The following is a 20,017-nucleotide window of genomic DNA, read 5'->3' on the forward strand; positions in this document are numbered from 1 at the left end:
GTCTAGTCTCTCCCGAATGTCTTCTGCCCCAGGTCCACGACATCCGCGTAGTCGCCGAGGAACGGTGCCGACGGGTTCTCCATCAGGTTGGTGACGGCGTTGTAGCTGGTGTGCACCTGGTAGGTCGACAGAATGACACCCTGCACGACCATGGGTGTGTCGAGCAGGTGCCGCGCGCTTCCCGCCATCCGGTAGAAATCGACCAGGTCGGTGTTGAGCTTCAGCAGACTGCTCGGAGTGAAGTTGTCGAGCGTGGGCAGCGCCTTCTCGGCCGCCTCACGCAACAGCTGCAGGGGCTTGGCACCCTCGGTGAATTCGGGCCTGAACGATTTCTTGAAGGCCTCGCCGAGCGATTCCTTGAACGGCTTCGCCACGGCGGCGGCCGCGTCGTCGATGCTCATGTACGTCGAGCTGTGCCGGCCGACACCACTGAGCTGGCGGGTCAGGGCGGGGGCGCCGTCCAGGCGGGTGGCCGCCTTGGTGATCATCGATGCGCGCAGGGTCTTGGCGCCGATGGCGAAGATCTTGCCGCCGAAGACCGACAGCACGGCACCGACGGCGGCACCGGCAACGGCCCACCAGCTGCCGTCGCCGTTGATGGCCTTGACCGTGGCCTCGATGAGGGTGAGCACGGCGCCGACCGCGGCGAGCACCAGCAGCACCTGCCCGAGAATGGGCACCCAGGCCAGGAAGATCGCGAGGACTCCGGCCCAGTCGCAGATGACCTTGAGGATGTCGAGCGCCTTGGCGCCCCAGTCGTCCCACCAGGTGTCGTTGAGGTCCTGGCTCTTCTTGCCCTCGACGACCTCGAGGATGGCCGTGATGGCCGTCTCGGCCGCCTGGTTCTTCACATCGAGGGCGGAGTGCCATTCCGCCTGCGCCGCCTGCAGTGCCTGACCGGCGGCCTGAGCGGCCTCCTCGGCCTTCTCGGCGGCCGCGGTGTCGGTGGCGCTGTTTTCGGGGGTGGCACTCTCGGCGGTGGCGGCGGTGCGGGTCGCGGTGCGACCGGCGGTTTCCGAGGCGGTTTCCTTGTCGCCGATGTGCGCGATGGCGGTCTTCGCCGAGTCCTGCGCAATGCGCAGCTGCGCGGAGTAGGTGATCAGGGCCGACGCTGTGCCTGAGTAACGGTCCTTCGCCTTGCTGATGTCGTCGGCGACCTTGCCCGCTTCCTCACGAATCGCGTCGATGGCCTTGGACGTCATGCCCTCCACGGATTTGATCGTGTTGAGGGTGTTCACCGAGCGGGAAATGGCGTTGGCGATCTCGGCGTAGTGCTGCGCCTTGGTGCGCAGCAGGTCGGGGTCGCCCTCGAGGGCACGGAATTCGCTGTCGGTCATGATGATTCCTTCGGCAGGCTACGGGAAGATCTCGGGGTCACGGACTTGTGAATCACAGCGGAGTGGCGGTCTGGAGCGGCGGGGCCGAGTCGGTGAGGGCCTTCGCGAGGCCGTCATCCACCTGGGTGAACCCGTCGGTGATGCCCTCGATCTTCTTGCGCAGCGCCTCGACGGCCTCGGTCATGGCCTTGCGCTTGTCGTTCCACTTGTGGGCGAAGTCCTCCACGTGGTCGCCGAGGTTCTCGTGACCGGTGGCCGTGGCCACGTCGTCGCTGAAGTCGTCGGCGTTGGTGAATTCGGACACGACGGCGTCCAGGTCGTCCCGCAGCCGGTGCAGCAGCTGCAGGTTGATGATGAGATCACTCACAACGGTTCCCCCTAAGTGGTCGGCGTGACCGGTGGTGCCGCCGCGGATGCGCGGTACCGGTTGCCTGTTAGCACTGTATCGAACCCCGCGAACCGGTTCGATGGGCAGCGGTCCCCATCGGCGCGTTCACGGGGCCCGTCGCCAGAGTCATGCAAGCAACGGGAGCTGCACCCGCACGAAGTTGCCCTTGGCCACGAGCACGCCTCGGCCGGGCGGGAACTCCGCCCGGTTGAGCCGCGGCAGCGCGGTCTTCAGCAGGATGTCCCCCTCCACCGATTCGGGCTGCAGCAGCAGGCCGCGGCGGGAGTTCTTGATCTCGCCGAACAGCGGCCAGGACGAATTCCAGACGCTGGTCTCGGACTCGGCGAGCAGGAAGTGGTCGCTGCGCTTGACCGCCCGGGTGAGTTCGAGGATGCCGGCGTCGGCCGGGGTCTGCAGGAAGTCACCCAGACTCTCGACGAACACCGCGATGCGACCCTCGGTGTCGGGATCGGCCACGGCCGCCGCGAGGTCCCTGGCCAGGGCCGCGATGGTGTCGACCGTGGTCGCCGCCTCGGTCCACAGGCCCAGCCTGGAGATCGGCGAACGGGCGTTGCCGAAGTAGTAGAGCCGGGCATCCGGTTCGAACCGCTTGTACGACAGCGCGATCGATTCGATTGCGGTGCTGCGGCCGCTGGCCGGCGGACCGGCGAGCAGCAGGGTTCCGGAGGCCTCGAAGCCGGCCGGACCCAGGTCGATGTCGCCGAGCCCCAGCACCACGCGGTCGCCCACGCGGTCGGGCAGCTGCGCCTGCGGGAACTCCTTGGGCAGCGCCCCGATGCCGGGCGCTTCGGCCACGCCGGCCCGGCGCATGGCGTCGGCCAGCCGCTTGGTGGCGGCGGACTGCGCGGACTGGGCCGACAGCCCGCCGAGGATGGCAATCTGGGTTTCGAAGCCGTCCACGATGGCGCGACCGGCCGGCGACTTGAGGCTGAGGATGTCGCCGGGCACGTCGAGCATGCCGTAGCCGTCGTCGGCCAGGCGCAGCACTACCTTGCGCTGAATCGACGAGGAGATCGACGCGGGCACCGCGCCGGCACGGTCGGCGGTGAGCGCCACGTGCAGGCCCAGCTGGCGGCCGTCGGAGAGGATGTCTTTGAAAACGTCGAACCACTGGGCCCGGCCGGACATGATCTCGAAGTCGTTGCGGAAGTTGGGAAACCCGTCGATGAGTAGCAGAATGCGCGGTTCGCCCGGCTGGTTGGCCAGCTGGCGGTACTCGCTGATGTTGGACGCGTTCGCCTCGGCGTAGAGCGCCTTGCGGCGGTCGAGCTCGGCCTGCAGGGTGCGGAACAAACGCACGATGCGTTCGGTGTCGTCGCCCATGATGATCGAGCCCACGTGCGGCAGCTGTTCGAGCATGCGCAGGCTGCCGGCGCCGAAGTCGAGGCCGTACACGTGCACCGGACCGCCGCGCGGGGTGATCGCGGCCGCGCAGGCCAGGGTGCGCAGCACCGCTGACTTGCCGGACCCGCCGGTGCCGAAGATGGAGATGTGGCCGTCGATGTCGGGCCGGAAGTAGGCGGAGACCTGTTGCTGCTGCTCGGCGATGTCGGAGACACCGAGCAGGAGTTCGGCATCCGTGCGTTGCCGCAGCAGGCTGAGGTCGTAGGCGTCGGCGAGTTCGTCGAGCCAGGGCCGCCGGGGAGCGGGGATGCCGGCCCCGGCGTTGGCGCCGACGATGGTGGTGACCAGGCGTTGCTGGTCGGTGGGGCCGAGGTCGCGGTCTTCGTCGACGTAGCCGACTTCGCGGGGTTCCTCCCAGCGGCTCTCGGCGCCGAAGCGCAGCTCGGCGACGTCGATGCCGGCGCGTTCGGGTTCGCGGCTGGTCCAGCCGCCGGCATAGGCGGACTGGAACTGGGCCAGCCGGCCCGGGCCGGTCTTGGCGACGCCGCGGCCGGGGATGGACGGGTCGAAGTGGGCGGATTCCTTGGTGCCGATCACGTCGGTGCTGTCGGATTCATCGGCCATGCGCAGGGCGATCCGCAGCGGGGTGTTGGCGCGCAGGTTGTCTTTGATCACGCCGGCAGGGCGCTGGGTGGCCATGATCAGGTGGATGCCGAGCGACCGGCCACGCTGCGCGATGTCGACGACGCCGTCGACGAACTCGGGCACCTCGGTGGCCAGCGCGGCGAACTCGTCGATGACCAGCACCAGGGCCGGTGGGCTGTCGGGGTCGCCGCGCTTCTCCAGCTCGAGCAGGTCCTTGGCCTTCTTGCGGTTGAGCAGGTGCTCACGGTGGTGCAGTTCGGCGCGCAGGCTGGTGAGCGCACGGCGCACGAGGTGCGGGCTGAGGTCGGTGACCAGGCCCACGCAGTGCGGCAGGGTGACGCAGTCGGCGAACGCCGAGCCGCCCTTGTAGTCCACGAAGAGGAAGGTGACCCGGTCGGGGCTGTACTCGGCGGCCATGCCGAGCACCCAGGCCTGCAGGAACTCGCTCTTGCCGGCGCCGGTGGTGCCGCCGACCAGGGCGTGCGGGCCCTGGGTGCGGAGGTCCAGGTGCATCGCGTCGACGCCGGCGGAGCCGATGATGGCGCGCAGCTTGCCTGCCCGGCGCGGCTTGGGGGTGCCGCCGCTGCGGTCGTGGATGGAGGTGTTCTGCTGCCACCGGTCGATCACGGCGGCACTGGTCTCGACCATGTCGTGGCCGAGCAGGGTGACCAGGGACACGGTGCGGGGCAGGTCGCTGGAGTCGGCCACGAGGGCGCCGGCGTCAATGACCGGGGCCATCCGCTTGGCGAATTCGAGGGCGCTGGCCGAGTCGACCTGCTCGGTGACGACGTTCTCGATGGTCTCGCCGAGGCGCACGAAGCCCACGGTGGCGATGCCGGGTTCGTCGCCGAGGTGCAGGTAGGTGCGGCAGACGGCGGGCAGTGCGGCCACGGTCGGACCGATCCAGATGGGGTACACCCCGGCGTCTGCGGCGATCTCGGCGAGTTGCACCAGGCGGGCCCGGTCGATGGCGACGTCGTCGGAGATGAGCAGCACGATGGCGGGGATGGCCGATTTGGTGCCCTCGCCGGTGCCGGTGGTGCCGACGTCACCGCCGCGCTCGAGCGCGGCATCCGTTTGCACCATGGCGCCGCGGCGGCTGCCCTTGCCCTGGGCCAGACGGGCCTCGACGACACCCTCGATGCCTGACAGCACCGCGCTGGCGCTGGCGGCGCTGTCGGCGAGGTGGCTGCCTTCGATGGGGCTGTGCGGGGAGGAGGTGTGCGGGATCCACTTGAGCCATTCCAGCTCACGGGACCAGCGGGGCGTGACGAGAGACGCGACCACGAGTTCGGCCGGCGAGTGCAGCGCGGTGAGCTGAACCAGGATCGAGTTGATCGACCCCATCGCCTGGGCGGGTGAGCCGGCGATGCCGAGCGCACCGGAGTCGTAGAGGTTGTCGATCAGTGGCAGTCCGTCGAGGGTGCGGTTGGCGTCGACGACCTCGGTGAGCTTCTCCTCGAATTCCGGCAGCATGTCGCCGCGGCTGGAATCGGAGATGGTGTTGCGGGAGTTCATGGTGCCGCAGCCGAGCCGCACATTCAGGAACGACCAGTGTTCGGGGCGCCGGGTCCAGAGCATCGGCCCGCGGTTCATGGCGTGCTCGTGCGCCTCCAGGGTGGAGGGCGATTCCTTGAGCCGCAGTTCGTGCTCGATCACCCGTTCGGTGGCCAGTCGCCCCGTGAGCACCTCGAGCCTGGAGCTGAACTTCGCGACGGCCTTGGCCATCCGGCGCTTGTCGCGGGTCTTGGTGGTGAGGAAGTTGCCGATCAGCATGACCGGGGAGAGGAAGCAGAACAGCAGGGTGGTGGGGCTCTTGGTGAGGGCGAACATTGCCCCACCGAGCAGCAGGGGGGTGATCATCGCCAGCAGCGGGAAGGGCGGGTCTTCCTTCTCGGTGGGTACCTCAGGGGAGACGAACTCCTGGCCGAGGTAGCGCTTCTCCACCTTGGGCGACCGGTTGAAGAAGATCGGGCCCGGCTTGGGCGCGCTCTCGGGGGCGGCGCCGACGACCAGGCTGATCTCCACCTCGGAGTCGCCGAGCAGCATCCGTTCGGTCTTGGTGATACGCAGCCGGCCCACGATGCCACCGTCGACGACGACGCCGTTTGCGCTGCCGAGGTCGATGACCTCCACGGCCTCGCCGATCTCCAGCCGCACGTGCTTCTTCGACACCAGGCTGTCGTGCAGCACGATGTCGCAGGAATCGTCGCGACCGACCAGCACGCTGCCGGGGGCGAGGGGGAACTCGCGGCCCGCATCGGGGCCGGTGAGCACCTTGAGCTGCGCGACCGGCGGTGCCGTCAACGTTGACGGGGCCTGGTAGAGCACGCCGGCGTCGGCGAGGCTCACGGATGCGCCGGAGCCGATCCAGGCCTCCCCCACCGGGCCGTCCGGCGGCAGGGTGAGCGGCACGCTCTGCCCGGGCAGCGTGGCCCGCAGGGTGAGGAACCGCTCGGGCGTGTGCGCGGTCTGCGCGTCGACCCGGCTGATGGTGCCGGCGATTTCGGAGATCGTGGCCGCTGCATCCGCGGTGACGATGATGTCGCTGGCGGCCCCGTTGGGGCGAACCAGGGTGAGCTTGAGGCGCATTCAGTCCCTATTTCAGTACTCTGGGCGGTGCTGGATCACGTGCTGATGGTGCTTTTGAAGCCGGGACTGATGGGTACGGGGCTACTCGCCTTTGCGCTCCCACGGCCAGAGCGGCCGGCCGTGCTCGCCGTAGTGGGAGGCCAGCAGGATCGAGTAGACGAGCGCGACGACGAACGCCAGCACCCCCACGGTGAGGGCGAAGGGGCTGGCGAGCATGCTGCCGGCGAACAGCAGCACCGCGAACGGGTCGCCGTTGCCGGCGGCCACGAGGATGGCGCCGGCGGCGATGTACAGGCCGTACGCGGCGATGCCGGTGGCAACGGCAAACCCCACCACGACACGTTGTTTGTCGGGTGGGGTGTTGACGCCGAGGGTGATCAGCATGAGGAGCACCAGCAGCACGGCCACGGCCGTCATGGTGGGGCCCACCAGCGGGCCGGCCGAACGGTCGGCGATTACCTCGAGGTTGGTGGCCAGGCTGATCAGGCCGAACGCGGCCACGAGCAGTGCGGCGTAGAGCACGGTCGCGAAAACAGCGACGATGGTCGCGTATTTCTGGTAATCGCGCATTGTGCTCCCCCCGCACTGCCCTGCCGGTGGTTAGGCCGGACGAGCGAGCTGCGGTCCCTCGGCGAGCTGACGCTCGTAGTCGGCCTTGGCGGCGATGTTCTTCGCCGTGACGCTGCGGCCACGCCGGGAGATCCAGGCACCGAACCAGATCGGCACCTCGCGGGCCACGATGGCCGCGGCGATCGCGCCGGGGTTCAGCCACTGGGTGCTCACGAAGCGGGCGGCTTCGGCGGGCGTCAGGTTCCACGCCTGCACGGCGAGCAGGGCGCCGCCGATGTAGGAGAAGTAGACGACCACGGCGACCAGGAAGCCGCCGAGCACGTACGCCCACCAGCCCGCCCGGTTGAGCACGGCGACCAGGAGGGCGAAGGCGAGGAAGAAGAAGATCACCGGCACGTAGAAGACCGGCAGCACCAGGAAGTCGGTGAACCGGGTGGTGGCGTCGGCGACGGTGGCCGCGCCGGCCGCTGAGATGAAGAACGCGATGAGCGCGTACACCCCGGCGAACACCGCGGTGGCGATGAGGCCGATGAGGATGCCGGCGGCCCGGTTGCCCAAGGTCTTGGGCGGGGTGGGCGCGGTGACGTAAACCGGGCTCTGCGAGAACTGCTGGGTCGGCTGCTGCACGGGCTGCTGCTCGGTGGGGCGCGCGACCTCGGGCGTTGCGCCGGCCTGCGTGGGCACGTAGGCGGGCGTGTAGTCCTTCTGCTCGGCGACGGCCTCGTCGCGGGCGAGCTCGGCCGGGGTGGGCTCGGCGGTGAGGCGTTCGACCTTCTCGGTCGGCGCCTCCGACGCGTTGACCGTCACCGGGGTAGCCGGTTCGTAGTCGATCGGCTCACCGGGAACGTAGGCGGCAGTGTGCTCCGGCGCCGGCGGCTCGATGAGGGGCTCGCGCACCGGTTCGTCGACGGTCGCGCTCGGGTCGGCGACAGTGGTGGGCTCGGGACTCTGCTCGTCGTGGATCTGCGCGGTGGGCGCATCCGGGTTGTCGTTCTTGTGTCCCTCGGGGGGCGTGGTGTCGGTCATGCTGCACTCCTCGTGAGCCTCGTGGCCATAGCTCTGTGCTGCCACTGTAGCAATTTGGGGGGTCAACTCGGCGGAAGCGCGGGGCGCGCGGCGGTTAACCTTCCGCGGTAGGGTCCAGGAGCACGTAGATCAGCAAGGACATCGTTCCCGTGACTGCGTCGGTGGCTGCCGGGGCTGCTTTGGCGGCTCCGTCTTCGCTGGGCGCAGCGGCTGCTGCATCTTCCTTCGTTGTGCTGAAGGCCGTAACAGCCGTGAGTCTGGTTCCCTTCTGCAAGCTCTCGACGAAGGCGAGTACATTGTCGTAGCCGCCGTCGAACGCAAGCGTGATGGGTATCGCGATGAAGTTCTCTGCGGTCACGAGCGGACTGGTAACGGGCACGCCGGCACCCTCCGCAGGTGCGGCCGGTACGGCCTCGGCTGCCGGTGCGGCAGCATCGGCGTCAGCAGGTGCCTCTGCGTCGGCAGGGGGTGTCTCCGCGATGGGGGCCTCGGCGGCTGTCGGTGCGTACGCCACCGCATCTGCCGTTGTGATTGTCGTGAGGGTGACGGAGTGCTTTTGGGCTTCAGTGGACAGCTGGTTGAGGTAGGCGGGCAGTGCCGCACCAGAGGGCAGTTCAGCGCGGAGGTCGCCGAGCTGGGCTTCGAGCTTCTCGATACCCGCAAACTGGTCTTTGAGGATCACCAGTTCCTGGCTGTAGGTAGCGTTTTGCGCTTCTGCAGCCTCGCGTGCTTCATCGGCGACCTTGGCCGCCGCGAGCAACGGGGAGGCCCCCAGCAGCCAGCCCAGCGCGATGGACGCCGTCATGACCAGCGCACAGCCGATGGCCCATATGCGTCGAGTTGACATGGTCAGTTACCCCCGGTGGTGTCGGTGAGACGCCCGGAGAACGCGTCAGAATCAATGTGCATGGTGACGATGACGGTGTACCCGACGTTCTCGACGGCCGTGATTGACCCAGCAACTGCGTCAGCCATTCCAGGCAGCGTGTGCAGGGCATCCAGCCACTGCGGCACCGTAGGCAACCCTGGGCTCACCATCGTGACCGTGAGCGTCGCCACTCGCGGTTCTTGCAGTGGCCCGGTGGGCTGGGCATAGGCGGCAAGCGGAGACGTGGAGTCAACGATGACCGCCTCGATTCCGACATCGGCAGGCAGTACCGCACGCATTCCCTGCAGGTAGGTCTTCCAGTCCACTTCGGTCCATCCGCCCACGGCCCGTGCTGCGAGTGCCGTCTCCACCTGCTCCTCGACCTGACGCACGGCCACATATTTGCCTTGCTCGGCGAGGAGATCGGTGGTGTCCGCCTGAACGGCAACGAAACGAAGAGCGCTTGAAGTTGCGTGCAGAAAAGCTCCCCCGACGCCAAACAATACGAGCACAAGAACGCCAGCCGTCGCCAGAATCAGCCTCTTGCGCAGGACGCGGTCCGAGGCCTGCGCCGCGACTTCGGGTGGCAGCAGGTTGACCCGTGGTTCGCCACCGAGGGTCAGACCATCGTCGTGCGTTGCCCGGCTCACGCGGCGCTCCCGATTGCCAGGCCCAGCGCCACGTAGAATTCTCCTCCTGCGCGCTGGAAATCATCCACACTGACACCACTCGCGAACGTCACGGCGCCCAGCGGCTCAGGGAATACGACATTCAGACGCGTGAGTTCTGACAGTGCCTGCCCGAAACCGATTAGGGAACTCCCACCCCCGGCAAGCACGATGCGATCGATAGATAGAGACGGTCGGGTGCTGGCGAAGTAAGTAATGGTATTGCGAAGGCTGCTGAGCAACTCGGTGGTCACCTCACGGATGATGCCCACAGCTCTTTCGTCGCCGGCGGCGACGCCGCCGGGCGCGAGCCCCCGCGAGCGTTTCACCGCGTCAGCGACGTCCGCCTCGGCGGGCAGCCGGTCCACAAGTGCCTGGGTGAGGTCGTCTCCACCAGTGGGGATGATCCGAACAAATAACGGGCTACCAAGAGAAGTAACGACCACGCTCGTGGTGCGAGCACCCACATCGATCTGCACCACGACCCCGGGGTCGGGCTGACCGCGGTACACCACACGACTGAGCGCAAAGGGAATCAAGTCCACCTCAACTGGGATAAGCCCGGCTAGCTGAACGGCCTTCACATTAGCCTGCACCGATTGTTTCACGGCGGCCACGAGGAGGCCGTGAACCTGAGGCCCGGCAACAGCGTCGTCCTCCTCGGATATGGGGTAAAAATCGAGCAAGGCGTCGGCCACAGGCACTGGCAGCATGTCCTGAACGTGAAAGGGGAGAGACTCCCTGATCCGTACCATCGACCCAGACGGCACAGTCAAATCCCGAACAAGCACCCGATGGTTGCCCATCCCCATCACCACGTTCTTACTGCCAAACCCTCCAGCGGACCAGAGCCGCTTTAGGACCTCAGCCACAGTGTTGATTTCCTGAACCTCACCTCGCACCACCGACCCCTCAGGTAATGGAATTGCGTGATACTTGACCACCGTGGGCCGCGCCTTGCCCGAGTCGCTCAGTTCGACGGCACGCACGCCCGTGCTGCCGATGTCTATTCCTACGACGTTTGATTTCACTGTTTCTCTCCTGCTAGCCCTGCCGTCATGCCAAACCGAAGAGCGCCAAATACCAGTTGGCGATATCTCGACCGCCGAGAATGCCTAGCCATGCACCGGCAAGCATCCATGGCCCGAATGGAATGCCGGATTTCCGATTCGCCCTGCGTGTGATGATAAGCATCACACTAAACAGTCCCCCGAGCAGGAACGCGCCAAACGCACCGACGGCAAGCGGCCCCCAACCGAGCCAACCAAGGTACAGACCGAGCACGCCGGCAAGTTTCACATCACCGAGCCCCATCCCTCCGCGAGATGCGAGGGCTAACAAAAGGTACATGCCGAACATCGCGATGCCACCAACCAGTGCGCCGAGTACCCTTCCGGGTTCTCCGCCCAGAAACCCCGCGGCGGTCAGCAGGACAACAGACACCGGGTATGCAGGCACCACAATGCTGTTTGGAAGCGTATGAGTCTCGATGTCGATCACTGTGAGCGCGACACTGATCGCGGCCAGATAAAGATAGGCCAACAGTACTGCCGCAGTCGCAACAATGCCGACCGTTAGTGTCTCTCGCCACCGCATCGAGATTCCGCCTGAAAAGACCCAGGACGCGACGAGTGCGAAGAAAATCGCGGTTCCGAGTTCGATGAGCGGGTACCGCACCGAGATGGCGCTCTTACAATTACGGCACTTACCCCGGAGCAGGCACCAAGACAGGACAGGAATATTGTCATATCCCTTGATGCGGACTCCGCACTGCGTGCAGGCGCTGGGTGGCGACACGACGGAAATCCTCTTGGGAACACGGTAGGCAACAACGTTCAGAAATGACCCGATCAGAGCGCCGAACAGTGCAATGAGAGCGGTCGCGCTAATCATCGATGTCACGGATCGAAAGCCTCTGCCCGAGCATGCTGGAACTGACTGCGCCGGCGTCATCCGCGTCCGCGCCGGTGGTCAGGTTCACACGGGGGAGCCCGAGCGGCGCGTATTGCATTGTTGCCCCGCCGTCCACCGTCGCACCGCCAGCAAATACCTGACCTCGCCAAGTAACGCCTGCCAGCAGCTTGAAGGCGCAGGGGGTGTAGACCATTGTTGTGATATTCGCACCGAGGGTGAACCCACCGTCAATCTTGAACCCCGCGCCAGCGGGGCAGGTCGGGAGGAGGTTCTTATTCGTGTCCTCTGTGATCAGCCAGAGCTTCCGTGGCGATGCGGCACTGAACCCGCCGCCGCTACCCAGCTGAAAGTTCTTAGCGACTATGACCAAGTCGTTGCCCAGGGCTAACTTCTGATAATCCGAAACGGTGATCGCATTGGTGCAGGTACGCGCATCAATGATGCCAGGGCCAGATGCCAGCTGGTCTGCTGCGGCTTGGAGCACCGCAAAATCGCAGTAACCGCTTACAATTTTCTCGCTAAATCCTACCCAATCTGATTTGAGGTAATTGAAATCGATCCAACTCGGTACGACCGGCGCCGGCGCCGGCGCCGGTCCGGGTCCCGGGCCAGCCGGCACAAGGACCTTCCCGCCGTTGGTGGCTCCTGGACCAGAGAGGGACTTAGCGGTCAGCAGCCCATCAATTCGGCTTCCGGACGCCAGGCTCACAGCATCAGAGAGCCATGCGTTTCCCTTGATCGTCCCGCCGGTCATGGTCAGCGCGGTCCCGCTCAAATTACCCACGATTTGCGCGGTGCCCGACATTGTCGTGGGGCCGGAAGACCACGCGCTGCCCTTCACACGAGAGCTCCCGGTGATGGTTAACCCACCTGACGTGACATTCCCCCCGACGGTAACGTCCCCCGTGAGAGTCGCTTTGCCGGTTGACCACACGTTCCCACTCACTGCACATGATGCTTGGACTTCCAAGGTCCCGTTGGCCACAACCAGATCATTCGGAATCTTGCTCGCGCCGCTGCAAACAACAGGTCCCGTCTTCACCTGAACGGCGGGTGTAGAACCAGCAGCGGTAGCAACGAGACTGCCGGATCCGGAGAACCCCGTCGATGAGTAGGCATAGATGGCCGCTCCAGATGCCACGATTTCCGTACTGGAAACAGGAGCGGCGTATATTGCCTCGATACGACGGGTGTCTCCGGCGGAGTTCCCTGCGACACCGACCGCGGAGGCTGCTCCCGTCGCAATGATCAGTACCCTCTTTGCAGTGGCGCCTGGGCATCCGGGCGTCCACGAGTCACCGGTTAGTTGGGTGGAGTAGGAAACGGCCAAGGTAAAGCCCGCCACACCGCCTGATGGGGTTGGGCACGCTCCTCGCATAAGGTCCGCAGTTGCTGTGGCGATCCCCGCCTCCGCATTGGCCTGCGCCTGCACGGCAGCGCGAGTCCCCGAGGTGTACCCAACCGCGTTGACGGTCGCTGCGGCCACCATGATTCCCACGATGGCGACAACGCCGAAAACGCCGATTACGGCGATAAGCGCGCTACCTTCTTCACCACGTCTTAGGCGCGACACAACAGAGCTCAGAAGCATGGCGTACCCACCGATTCTGGGTTTCGCTGGATGGCCGACGTCTGCAGGTGCACCGGATCCCGGTTGTCACCCGCCGCGACGTAGAAATCCATGTCAATCCCGTTGGGGCGGGTGGCAAATACTGCGGCACCCGCCACTGCTGAAATTCCGTTGCCCAAGACCGTCCAAGAGCCCTGGGGCCCTCCCGACGGCACGGAGATAGGGGCTGTGTCTGCATGCTTAGTTGTGTAAACCGCCCCGTCGATGGGGTCGAAGAACCATGCTTGACACGACCAGGTGAGCGGAACAGCAGAGTTCGCCGTTCGCGCGATAAGCAGGATGCTGCCGTCAACACCGTTCGTCAATTGCAGACCTGAGGCGTTGCGGACACCTTTTTGCACCGAGTTTGAGAGGAGCTGACCGAGCGTAGTAGCTTCAGCCACCGAACGGACATCGCGCTCACCACGCACGGCATTGATTAGGAACGAGCTGATAATCACCAGAATGACGGTAGCCATCGCCGAATAGATCAACAACTCGACAAGAGTGAAGCCCGACTCGCCCTTGACATCGCGCTTCGTTTCTCTGGACCAGAACATTCTCACGGCCCGGTCACAAGTATGCGCGTTTTTGCCTTAACGCTCGCTTCCGATGCACCGATCTTCCAAACCGCAACGGTTAGGGACACAGTTGTAGGAAAACTCGCAGCGGAAGTGGGACAGGCGTCTCTAGTACGCCGAATTTCGAAGGCAACGCCATCAGAATCTGTGGGCCCGGGCACGACGCTTGAGCCCACTGGAATGGTAATGGCACTGCACACCGGTCCCTGGGCACGTGCTTCCTCCAGCTGCTTGCTGGCCAATTGCGCCGCGACGGCCAGCGTGGAGTTTGCAGCCGAGACCCTTAAGGAGCCGATGAGCAAGGGTAGGAACGCGACCGCTAAGAGGCCGAGAAGGAACATCGAAATAACCACCTCAATCATTCCGAATCCTGCGTTGCGCTGAGGACGCACCGACCTAGCCAATTCATCCAACTTTGGGCCCATTCCGTTGATGGAATCGATACAGAAACTGCGAGCGGGATACCCTGCAAGGGCACCCCGCTCAGAGTTCACTCGAAGCCTACGGGGCTACGGCGTCCAGGTTCCGCCAGCTACAGCTGGAGAAGCGTCGGTGATGTGGTGGATGTTGGTGTGGCCGTCGCCATAGGCTCCCGTGATGGTGAATGCGGTCACAGAAGATGCTGTCCCTCGCACATCGATGTCACCACTCTGCGTGTAGCCTTCAAGACCAGCTGCCGAGTTGAGAGATGCGATCGCCTCTGCAACGGTATCGCCTTCGACGATCGCAGCAACGACTGCCGTCTTGGCGTTGGTGATTGCCGCCTCAACTGAACTGTCCTTGGCAGACTCCTGCTGACCTAGGAAGATCGGGATAGCCACGGCAGCGAGGATGCCAATGATGAGGACCACAACAAGGAGCTCAATGAGCGTGAAGCCCTTCTCCTTCTGGCCGAGTGCTGAACGCTTGCTGACAAGCGCTGCCGAGATTCTACGGATCATGGGGAGGGTCCTTTGCTGTGTGAGAACTGGGAAAAGCGATTGTGCTGCCTGATCTGAGCATATGGTCTCGCGGGCCTTGCGCTGAGCCACAAAGAGGGGTAACAGGGGCGCGTCATGACCCCAGTTCGGGGGGTCTAGTTGATGTACTCGAAAATACTGAACATCGGCATATACAGGGCGACGATCATCCCACCGACGATGACGCCGATGAATGCGATCATCAGCGGTTCAATCAGGGCTGTCAGCTGTTCCGCCGTCGATTGGACCTCCTGGTCGTAGAAATCTGCGATCTTTCCCAGCATCTGCTGCAGGGCTCCGGCGTCTTCGCCAACCGCGATCATCTGCACAACCATCGCCGGAAATACCGGCTCAAGGCTGAGTGGCTCCGCGATGGATTTCCCTTGCCTCACGGAGTCCTGAACCTTGCGCAACGCGGACTCGACTACCCAGTTACCAGAGGTCTCCCCGACAATGTTCAGCGATTGAAGAATTGGAACTCCAGCGCCGATCATCGTCGAAAAGTTGCGGCTAAACCGCGCGATTGCCAGCTTGGTCATGAGCGGGCCGAACACGGGGAGTCGCAACTTCAACGGGTCGACAACTTTACGTACTTGCTCGGTGTTTTTGTTCCGGCGCCACCACACAGTAAAGGCGATACCACCAACGATGATCACGGGTAAGAGCCAGACCATGGCTTTCGATAGCACCACCAGCACCATGGTCGGCAGCGGCAATTCCCCGCCGAGGCCGGCGAACATCTTCTCAAACACCGGGACTATGAAGGTCAACATGCCGATTACGGCCAGCACCGCCATGATCAGAACGATCGTGGGATACGCCATCGCAGACTTGATCGTGTCTTTCAGCTTCGTCTCTGACTCAAAATTCTGGGCCACCGAGTTGAGGGAGCTTTCCAGGAAGCCACCGGTCTCTCCTGCCCTGATCAGATTGATCATGATGGGTGGGAACACTTTTGAGTGTTTGTCCAGCGCCTCGGAAAGTGAGACTCCGGTTTCGACTTCGCTCTTGATCGACGTGAGAATTTTGGAGAGTTCTTTGTTCTCGGTTTGTTCCGACAGGATGTTCAATGTTCGCAACAGAGAAAGACCGGCCGCGGTCATCGTTGCCATCTGGCGACTCATAATGGCCAGGTCTTTCAAGCTAATGGACTTACTGAACCCCGGAATCGTGATGTCCATGTTCAGTCCGGTACCGACGGCGACTTCCGTCGCCGAAATCGGCGCCAGTCCCATAGTGCGCATTCGAGTCATCGCAGCACCCTCTGACGAGGCGTCTAGTCGGCCCTTGACGATCTTGCCGGCCGCATTGCGTCCCTTGTAAGCGAAGGCGACAGTAGTAGGCATTAGACCCCACTCCCGCCTGAGTACGCGTCGTAGTCAATGCCGTCACTGGACATCGGAGAAGTAGCCGTGCCCGTAGCCGCGGGGTCCACGCGACGGATGAGCTGGGCAAGGCCTTCCAGGTCTTGCGCCTTCTCCTCCGCCGACGTGCGGCTGATGAGGCCGGCGTCCACCAGTTCGGCCAGATGCTGGTCCATGGTGTGCATTCCAAGGCCGCGGCCGGCCTGCATCACTGACGGGATTTGATAGGTCTTCCCCTCGCGGATGAGGTTGGCAATGGCGGGGGAGGCGAACATCACCTCGGTGGCCACGACACGTCCATCATCAACTCGCTTGACCAGGGTCTGGCAAACGACGCCCTGAAGCGTCGCCGCCAATTGGGAACGCACCTGTGCCTGCTGGTGCGGCGGGAAAACGTCAATCATTCGATCGATGGTCTGAGGAGCGCTCTGGGTGTGCAGTGTTGCGAAGACAAGGTGGCCCGTCTCCGCCGCGGTGATCGCGACAGAGATGGTTTCCAGGTCCCGCAGCTCCCCAATGAGAATGACATCCGGGTCCTGACGCAGAACGTGTTTAAGGGCTGACGCGAAGCTCTTCGTATCGCTGCCGACCTCACGCTGGTTCACCAGGGATTTACGGTGCTTGTGCAGGAACTCGATCGGGTCCTCCACAGTGACGATGTGGTCGGCGCGGGTGCGGTTGACCTCGTCGACGAGGGCAGCGAGTGTGGTGGATTTACCGGAACCGGTGGGCCCGGTGACAAGGACAAGTCCTCGCGGCATCGCGGCGAAGCGGGCCACCGAGTCGGGCATGCCGAGTTCCTTGAGCGGCTTGATTTCGCGCGGGATAAGCCGGAAAGCACCACCAATCGAGCCCCTCTGCTGGTAATAGTTCACGCGGAATCGGGCGCCGTTGGCCGTGTAAGCGAAGTCCAGTTCCAGTTCGCGCTCGAACTCCATGCGCTGCGCTGGTGTGAGGATGCTGAGCAAGGCGTCCGACACTTTGTCGAACATCCACGGGCTCGCGTTATCGAACGGGCGCAGATGACCATTGACCCGAAGGCTTGGCGGCGCACCGACCGTGATGTGCAGGTCCGAGCCGTTGAGGTCGAGCACCTCTTGCAGGGCGTTCAGAAGATCTTGGTCAGCACCCAGAGTCGAATCTGTGCGCGCGGCACGCCGCGGCCGGCCGCCTTCGGCAGTCTCCGCCCGTGGGCGGAGCACCTGGCCGGAGGTCGCCCCTTCAAGTGCTGACCGCGTGAGGTCGGGCGCAATTTCCTCACTCGGCCGGGACGCTTCGGCATGGGTCCGAGACACCGTCACGGCTTCGGTGACCTGATCGTATTTCGACTTGAACGGCACAGTTTCGGCGGCCGGCGAATCGGCCGGGTCGAGGAGGTACCACGGCACTGGCTCGGTGACTTGATCTGCCGGTTCGGCTTTGATCTCCTCTTCGCCGTCGGGACGCTGCGGTGGCGTCACAGGAATGTCATAGATGGGCTGGCTCATGTTGGTCTCCCCTTGCATTACGCGACCACGCGCAAAATCTCTTCGATCGATGTCAATCCCAAGCGGGCTTTCGCCCAGCCGTCTTCGCGGAGGGTGATCATTCCCTGGTCGCGCGCGACTCGAGCGATATCGGCGCTGGACGCTCGAGCGACAGCGAGCCGCTCGATCTCTTCGGTGACCGTCATCACTTCATGTACTGCAAGACGGCCCCGGTAGCCGGTCTTGGAACACTGTGTGCAGCCGACGGGCTCGTAAATCGTCGGTAACGGCAGCGCCGGGTCAAATGCGAAACGTAACCGCGTGAGGTCCGCCGCAGTCAGCACCGACGGCGACTTGCACTTGTCGCACAGACGACGAGCGAGCCGCTGAGCGACGACACAGTCCAGAGCGGAGCCAACCAAAAAAGGCTCGATGCCCATCTCGGTGAGTCGAGTAATGGCACTCGGTGCGTCGTTAGTGTGGAGCGTTGAGAGCACAAGGTGGCCGGTTAGTGAAGCCTCGATAGCGATCTGTGCGGTCTCGTGGTCGCGGATCTCTCCGAGCAGCACCACATCAGGGTCGCTGCGGAGGATGGAACGCAGCGCACTGGCGAAGGTGAGGCCGGCCTTTACGTTGACCTGCACCTGATTGATGCCCGCCATGCGGTACTCCACCGGGTCCTCAACCGTGATCACGTTGACCTCCGGGCGAGCAACTGCACCCAGGGTGGTGTACAACGTGGTGGACTTGCCCGAACCGGTAGGCCCGGTTATCAGGATCATGCCGTAGGGCTTGGAATACGAGGCTTTATAGGCCTCGAAGTTGTGCTCGAGCAAGGCCAACGCGCGCACATCCAGGGTGGTGCTGGAGTTATCGAGGATCCGCATGACCACCTTTTCGCCCCATACCGTGGGCAGCGTCGCCACGCGCAGGTCGATCTGTCGACCAGCGTGTCGCACCGTCATGCGGCCGTCCTGGGGTTTGCGGCGTTCGGCAATGTCGATATCGCTCATGATTTTGAGCCGGGAAATAACACCGTTCTGGATGCTCTTGGGCGCAGTCTGCATCTCGTGCAGCACCCCATCGATGCGGTAGCGCACCCGCAGACTATGTTCGCCGGGCTCGATGTGGATGTCCGAGGCAAGATCCTGAATGGCCTGGCTGACCAGCAGGTTCACGAACCGCACGATCGGGGCGTCGTCCTCCCCGGCGTCGGAGACACCGAAGGAGGCGGATTCGACAGCGGCCGCCGCATTCTCTTCCTGAAGCGTGGATGTCAGGTCGCTCAGTTCGCCGTCGGCCCGATGGTAGCGGCCGATGGCGGCCAAGAGGTCCGCCCGCTCGGCGACGACCTGGGTGACACGCATCCCGGATGCCTCCCGCACATCGTCGACGGCAAAGACGTTGCCAGGGTCGACCATGGCAAGCACCAGGCGGTTACCGTCGATGAGCACAGGCAGTACCTCGTGCCGGCGGCACACCGCTACGGGCACCAGCGCAACGGCGAGGCGATCGACCGGGTATTCGGCCAGTTCCACGAACGGCAGGTTTGCTTGAGCGGCCCGGGCTTTCGCGAACTGTACCTCGGTGATCGCGCCCTTTGCGACGAGGGCACGCACGGCGGTTTCGTCCGCCGGGTCACCCTCCAGCAGGGTGTCCAATACTTCGATGGGCAACAGGCCGTGCAGGATCAGGATCTCGGTGAGCGTCGCCATGAGAGAACATCCCCCTACGGGCCGTGGCTGCTGGGAGACGGAGCGCACGCAGCTGGCAAACCAGCGCCCGAATAAGATGACGAATTGCGGAGTGCCCCAGGCCTGATGAGACGGTGAGTCCCACGTTCAGGGGCCTGGGAATTGGCTCGGCTGATCTGGTTTGGTCCAGTCAAGTCGATGCTTTATCTGTACCCTATCGGGTGGTTCCACCGCTGGAGGCGTGCGGGAGTCGCACGCGGGCAATTGCTCGGTTCAGGCCCCTGCCCAGATGCTGTTGACCATGTCGTGGGTGTAGCCATCCGGACCGGCGTTCACGTATTGGGTGGCCAGCCAGATGCCGCCGCGCAGAAAGTGCGACTGCCCGATGCTGTCGGCGCCCGCTGAGGTTTCGGTGATGCACCGGAGCCCCCCGAGCTCTTCGTAGCACTCCATGCCCAGCGCGCGCAGCCGGGCCTCGACAGCCGCGGTCTGCTCCGCGGTCACCCAGACGACGCTGGTGGAGACGCCGCTGCCGGACGCCCCGGCCGGGCTGACCCACCGGCAGCTGAGGTGCTCGCTGGCGTTGATTATGGCGCGCAGCTCCGGGTCGTCGGCGCCGACGCGCACATCGGCGCCGGGTTCGGTTGTCCAGGCTGGATTCAACACCAGGTCACCGAATGCGGCGACCATGTCGGGGCTGTAGATCTCGTTACAGGATGCGGGTTTGGGCGTGCCAGGGGCGACCACCGCGGTGGGCGCGGTGACCGGCACGGGTGACGGTGCCGCGGCGGGCGCCGGCCGCCCGCCCGCGTTCTCCTCGGGAGTGTTGGCGGGCCGGGGCGTGAAGATGACCCACACTGCGGCCAGGACCACGACCACCGTCACGATGCCGCCCAGGATCAGCAGCACCCATTGACGACCCGTCGTGATCGTTTGTGTTCCGTGAGCGGGCATGCGACCTCCCTGAGCGC

17 protein-coding genes are annotated in these 20,017 nt (G+C 64.5%); all 17 read right to left on the reverse strand.

The window, feature by feature from the left end; genetic code table 11:
• Positions 1-2 precede the first annotated feature (2 nt).
• Complete coding sequence (locus tag ACEN2M_RS06625; protein ID WP_441647316.1) at positions 3-1,337, reverse strand: putative T7SS-secreted protein; 1,335 nt, start codon at positions 1,335-1,337, stop codon at positions 3-5.
• A gap of 52 nt (positions 1,338-1,389) precedes the next feature.
• The gene (locus ACEN2M_RS06630) at positions 1,390-1,704 is read right to left on the reverse strand and encodes a hypothetical protein (RefSeq protein ID WP_441647317.1); all 315 of its coding nucleotides are present in this window, start codon (positions 1,702-1,704) and stop codon (positions 1,390-1,392) included.
• A 147-nt stretch (positions 1,705-1,851) separates the two neighbouring features.
• The gene (locus ACEN2M_RS06635) at positions 1,852-6,327 is read right to left on the reverse strand and encodes an FtsK/SpoIIIE domain-containing protein (protein ID WP_441647318.1); all 4,476 of its coding nucleotides are present in this window, start codon (positions 6,325-6,327) and stop codon (positions 1,852-1,854) included.
• 81 nt (positions 6,328-6,408) lie between these two features.
• Complete coding sequence (locus ACEN2M_RS06640) at positions 6,409-6,897, reverse strand: DUF6121 family protein (protein WP_441647319.1); 489 nt, start codon at positions 6,895-6,897, stop codon at positions 6,409-6,411.
• A 30-nt stretch (positions 6,898-6,927) separates the two neighbouring features.
• Entirely contained in the window at positions 6,928-7,923 is a 996-nt protein-coding gene (locus tag ACEN2M_RS06645; RefSeq protein ID WP_441647320.1) for a hypothetical protein, read from the reverse strand.
• Positions 7,924-8,017: 94 nt separating this feature from the next.
• Positions 8,018-8,728: a hypothetical protein gene (locus tag ACEN2M_RS06650; RefSeq protein ID WP_441647321.1), complete on the reverse strand. Its 711-nt coding sequence runs from the start codon at positions 8,726-8,728 to the stop codon at positions 8,018-8,020.
• Positions 8,729-8,772: 44 nt separating this feature from the next.
• Complete coding sequence (locus ACEN2M_RS06655) at positions 8,773-9,441, reverse strand: hypothetical protein (protein ID WP_441647322.1); 669 nt, start codon at positions 9,439-9,441, stop codon at positions 8,773-8,775.
• Complete coding sequence (gene pilM / locus ACEN2M_RS06660; RefSeq protein WP_441647323.1) at positions 9,438-10,490, reverse strand: type IV pilus assembly protein PilM; 1,053 nt, start codon at positions 10,488-10,490, stop codon at positions 9,438-9,440. The genes ACEN2M_RS06655 and pilM overlap by 4 nt, the downstream gene beginning before the upstream one ends.
• Positions 10,491-10,515: 25 nt before the next feature.
• The gene (locus tag ACEN2M_RS06665) at positions 10,516-11,352 is read right to left on the reverse strand and encodes a prepilin peptidase (protein ID WP_441647408.1); all 837 of its coding nucleotides are present in this window, start codon (positions 11,350-11,352) and stop codon (positions 10,516-10,518) included.
• Positions 11,345-12,214 (reverse strand): hypothetical protein, encoded by an 870-nt coding sequence (locus ACEN2M_RS06670; RefSeq protein ID WP_441647324.1) that lies wholly within the window; start codon positions 12,212-12,214, stop codon positions 11,345-11,347. The genes ACEN2M_RS06665 and ACEN2M_RS06670 overlap by 8 nt, the downstream gene beginning before the upstream one ends.
• Positions 12,215-12,954: 740 nt before the next feature.
• A complete protein-coding gene (locus tag ACEN2M_RS06675) occupies positions 12,955-13,548 on the reverse strand; it encodes a PilW family protein (protein ID WP_441647325.1) in 594 nt (197 codons plus the stop codon).
• Positions 13,545-13,988, reverse strand: coding sequence for a type IV pilus modification PilV family protein (locus ACEN2M_RS06680; RefSeq protein ID WP_441647409.1), 444 nt, complete (start codon positions 13,986-13,988; stop codon positions 13,545-13,547). The genes ACEN2M_RS06675 and ACEN2M_RS06680 overlap by 4 nt, the downstream gene beginning before the upstream one ends.
• An 84-nt stretch (positions 13,989-14,072) precedes the next feature.
• Positions 14,073-14,504 (reverse strand): type IV pilin protein, encoded by a 432-nt coding sequence (locus tag ACEN2M_RS06685; RefSeq protein ID WP_441647326.1) that lies wholly within the window; start codon positions 14,502-14,504, stop codon positions 14,073-14,075.
• Between the two features lie 134 nt (positions 14,505-14,638).
• Positions 14,639-15,868, reverse strand: coding sequence for a type II secretion system F family protein (locus tag ACEN2M_RS06690; protein WP_441647327.1), 1,230 nt, complete (start codon positions 15,866-15,868; stop codon positions 14,639-14,641).
• The gene (locus tag ACEN2M_RS06695; protein ID WP_441647328.1) at positions 15,868-17,373 is read right to left on the reverse strand and encodes a type IV pilus twitching motility protein PilT; all 1,506 of its coding nucleotides are present in this window, start codon (positions 17,371-17,373) and stop codon (positions 15,868-15,870) included. The genes ACEN2M_RS06690 and ACEN2M_RS06695 overlap by 1 nt, the downstream gene beginning before the upstream one ends.
• A gap of 17 nt (positions 17,374-17,390) precedes the next feature.
• Positions 17,391-19,067: a GspE/PulE family protein gene (locus ACEN2M_RS06700; RefSeq protein WP_441647329.1), complete on the reverse strand. Its 1,677-nt coding sequence runs from the start codon at positions 19,065-19,067 to the stop codon at positions 17,391-17,393.
• A gap of 252 nt (positions 19,068-19,319) precedes the next feature.
• A complete protein-coding gene (locus ACEN2M_RS06705; RefSeq protein WP_441647330.1) occupies positions 19,320-20,000 on the reverse strand; it encodes a hypothetical protein in 681 nt (226 codons plus the stop codon).
• Between the last annotated feature and the right edge of the window lie 17 nt (positions 20,001-20,017).

The organism is Cryobacterium sp. W22_MBD10_FK3 (assembly GCF_052113745.1).
In the GTDB taxonomy this organism is placed as follows: domain Bacteria; phylum Actinomycetota; class Actinomycetes; order Actinomycetales; family Microbacteriaceae; genus Cryobacterium.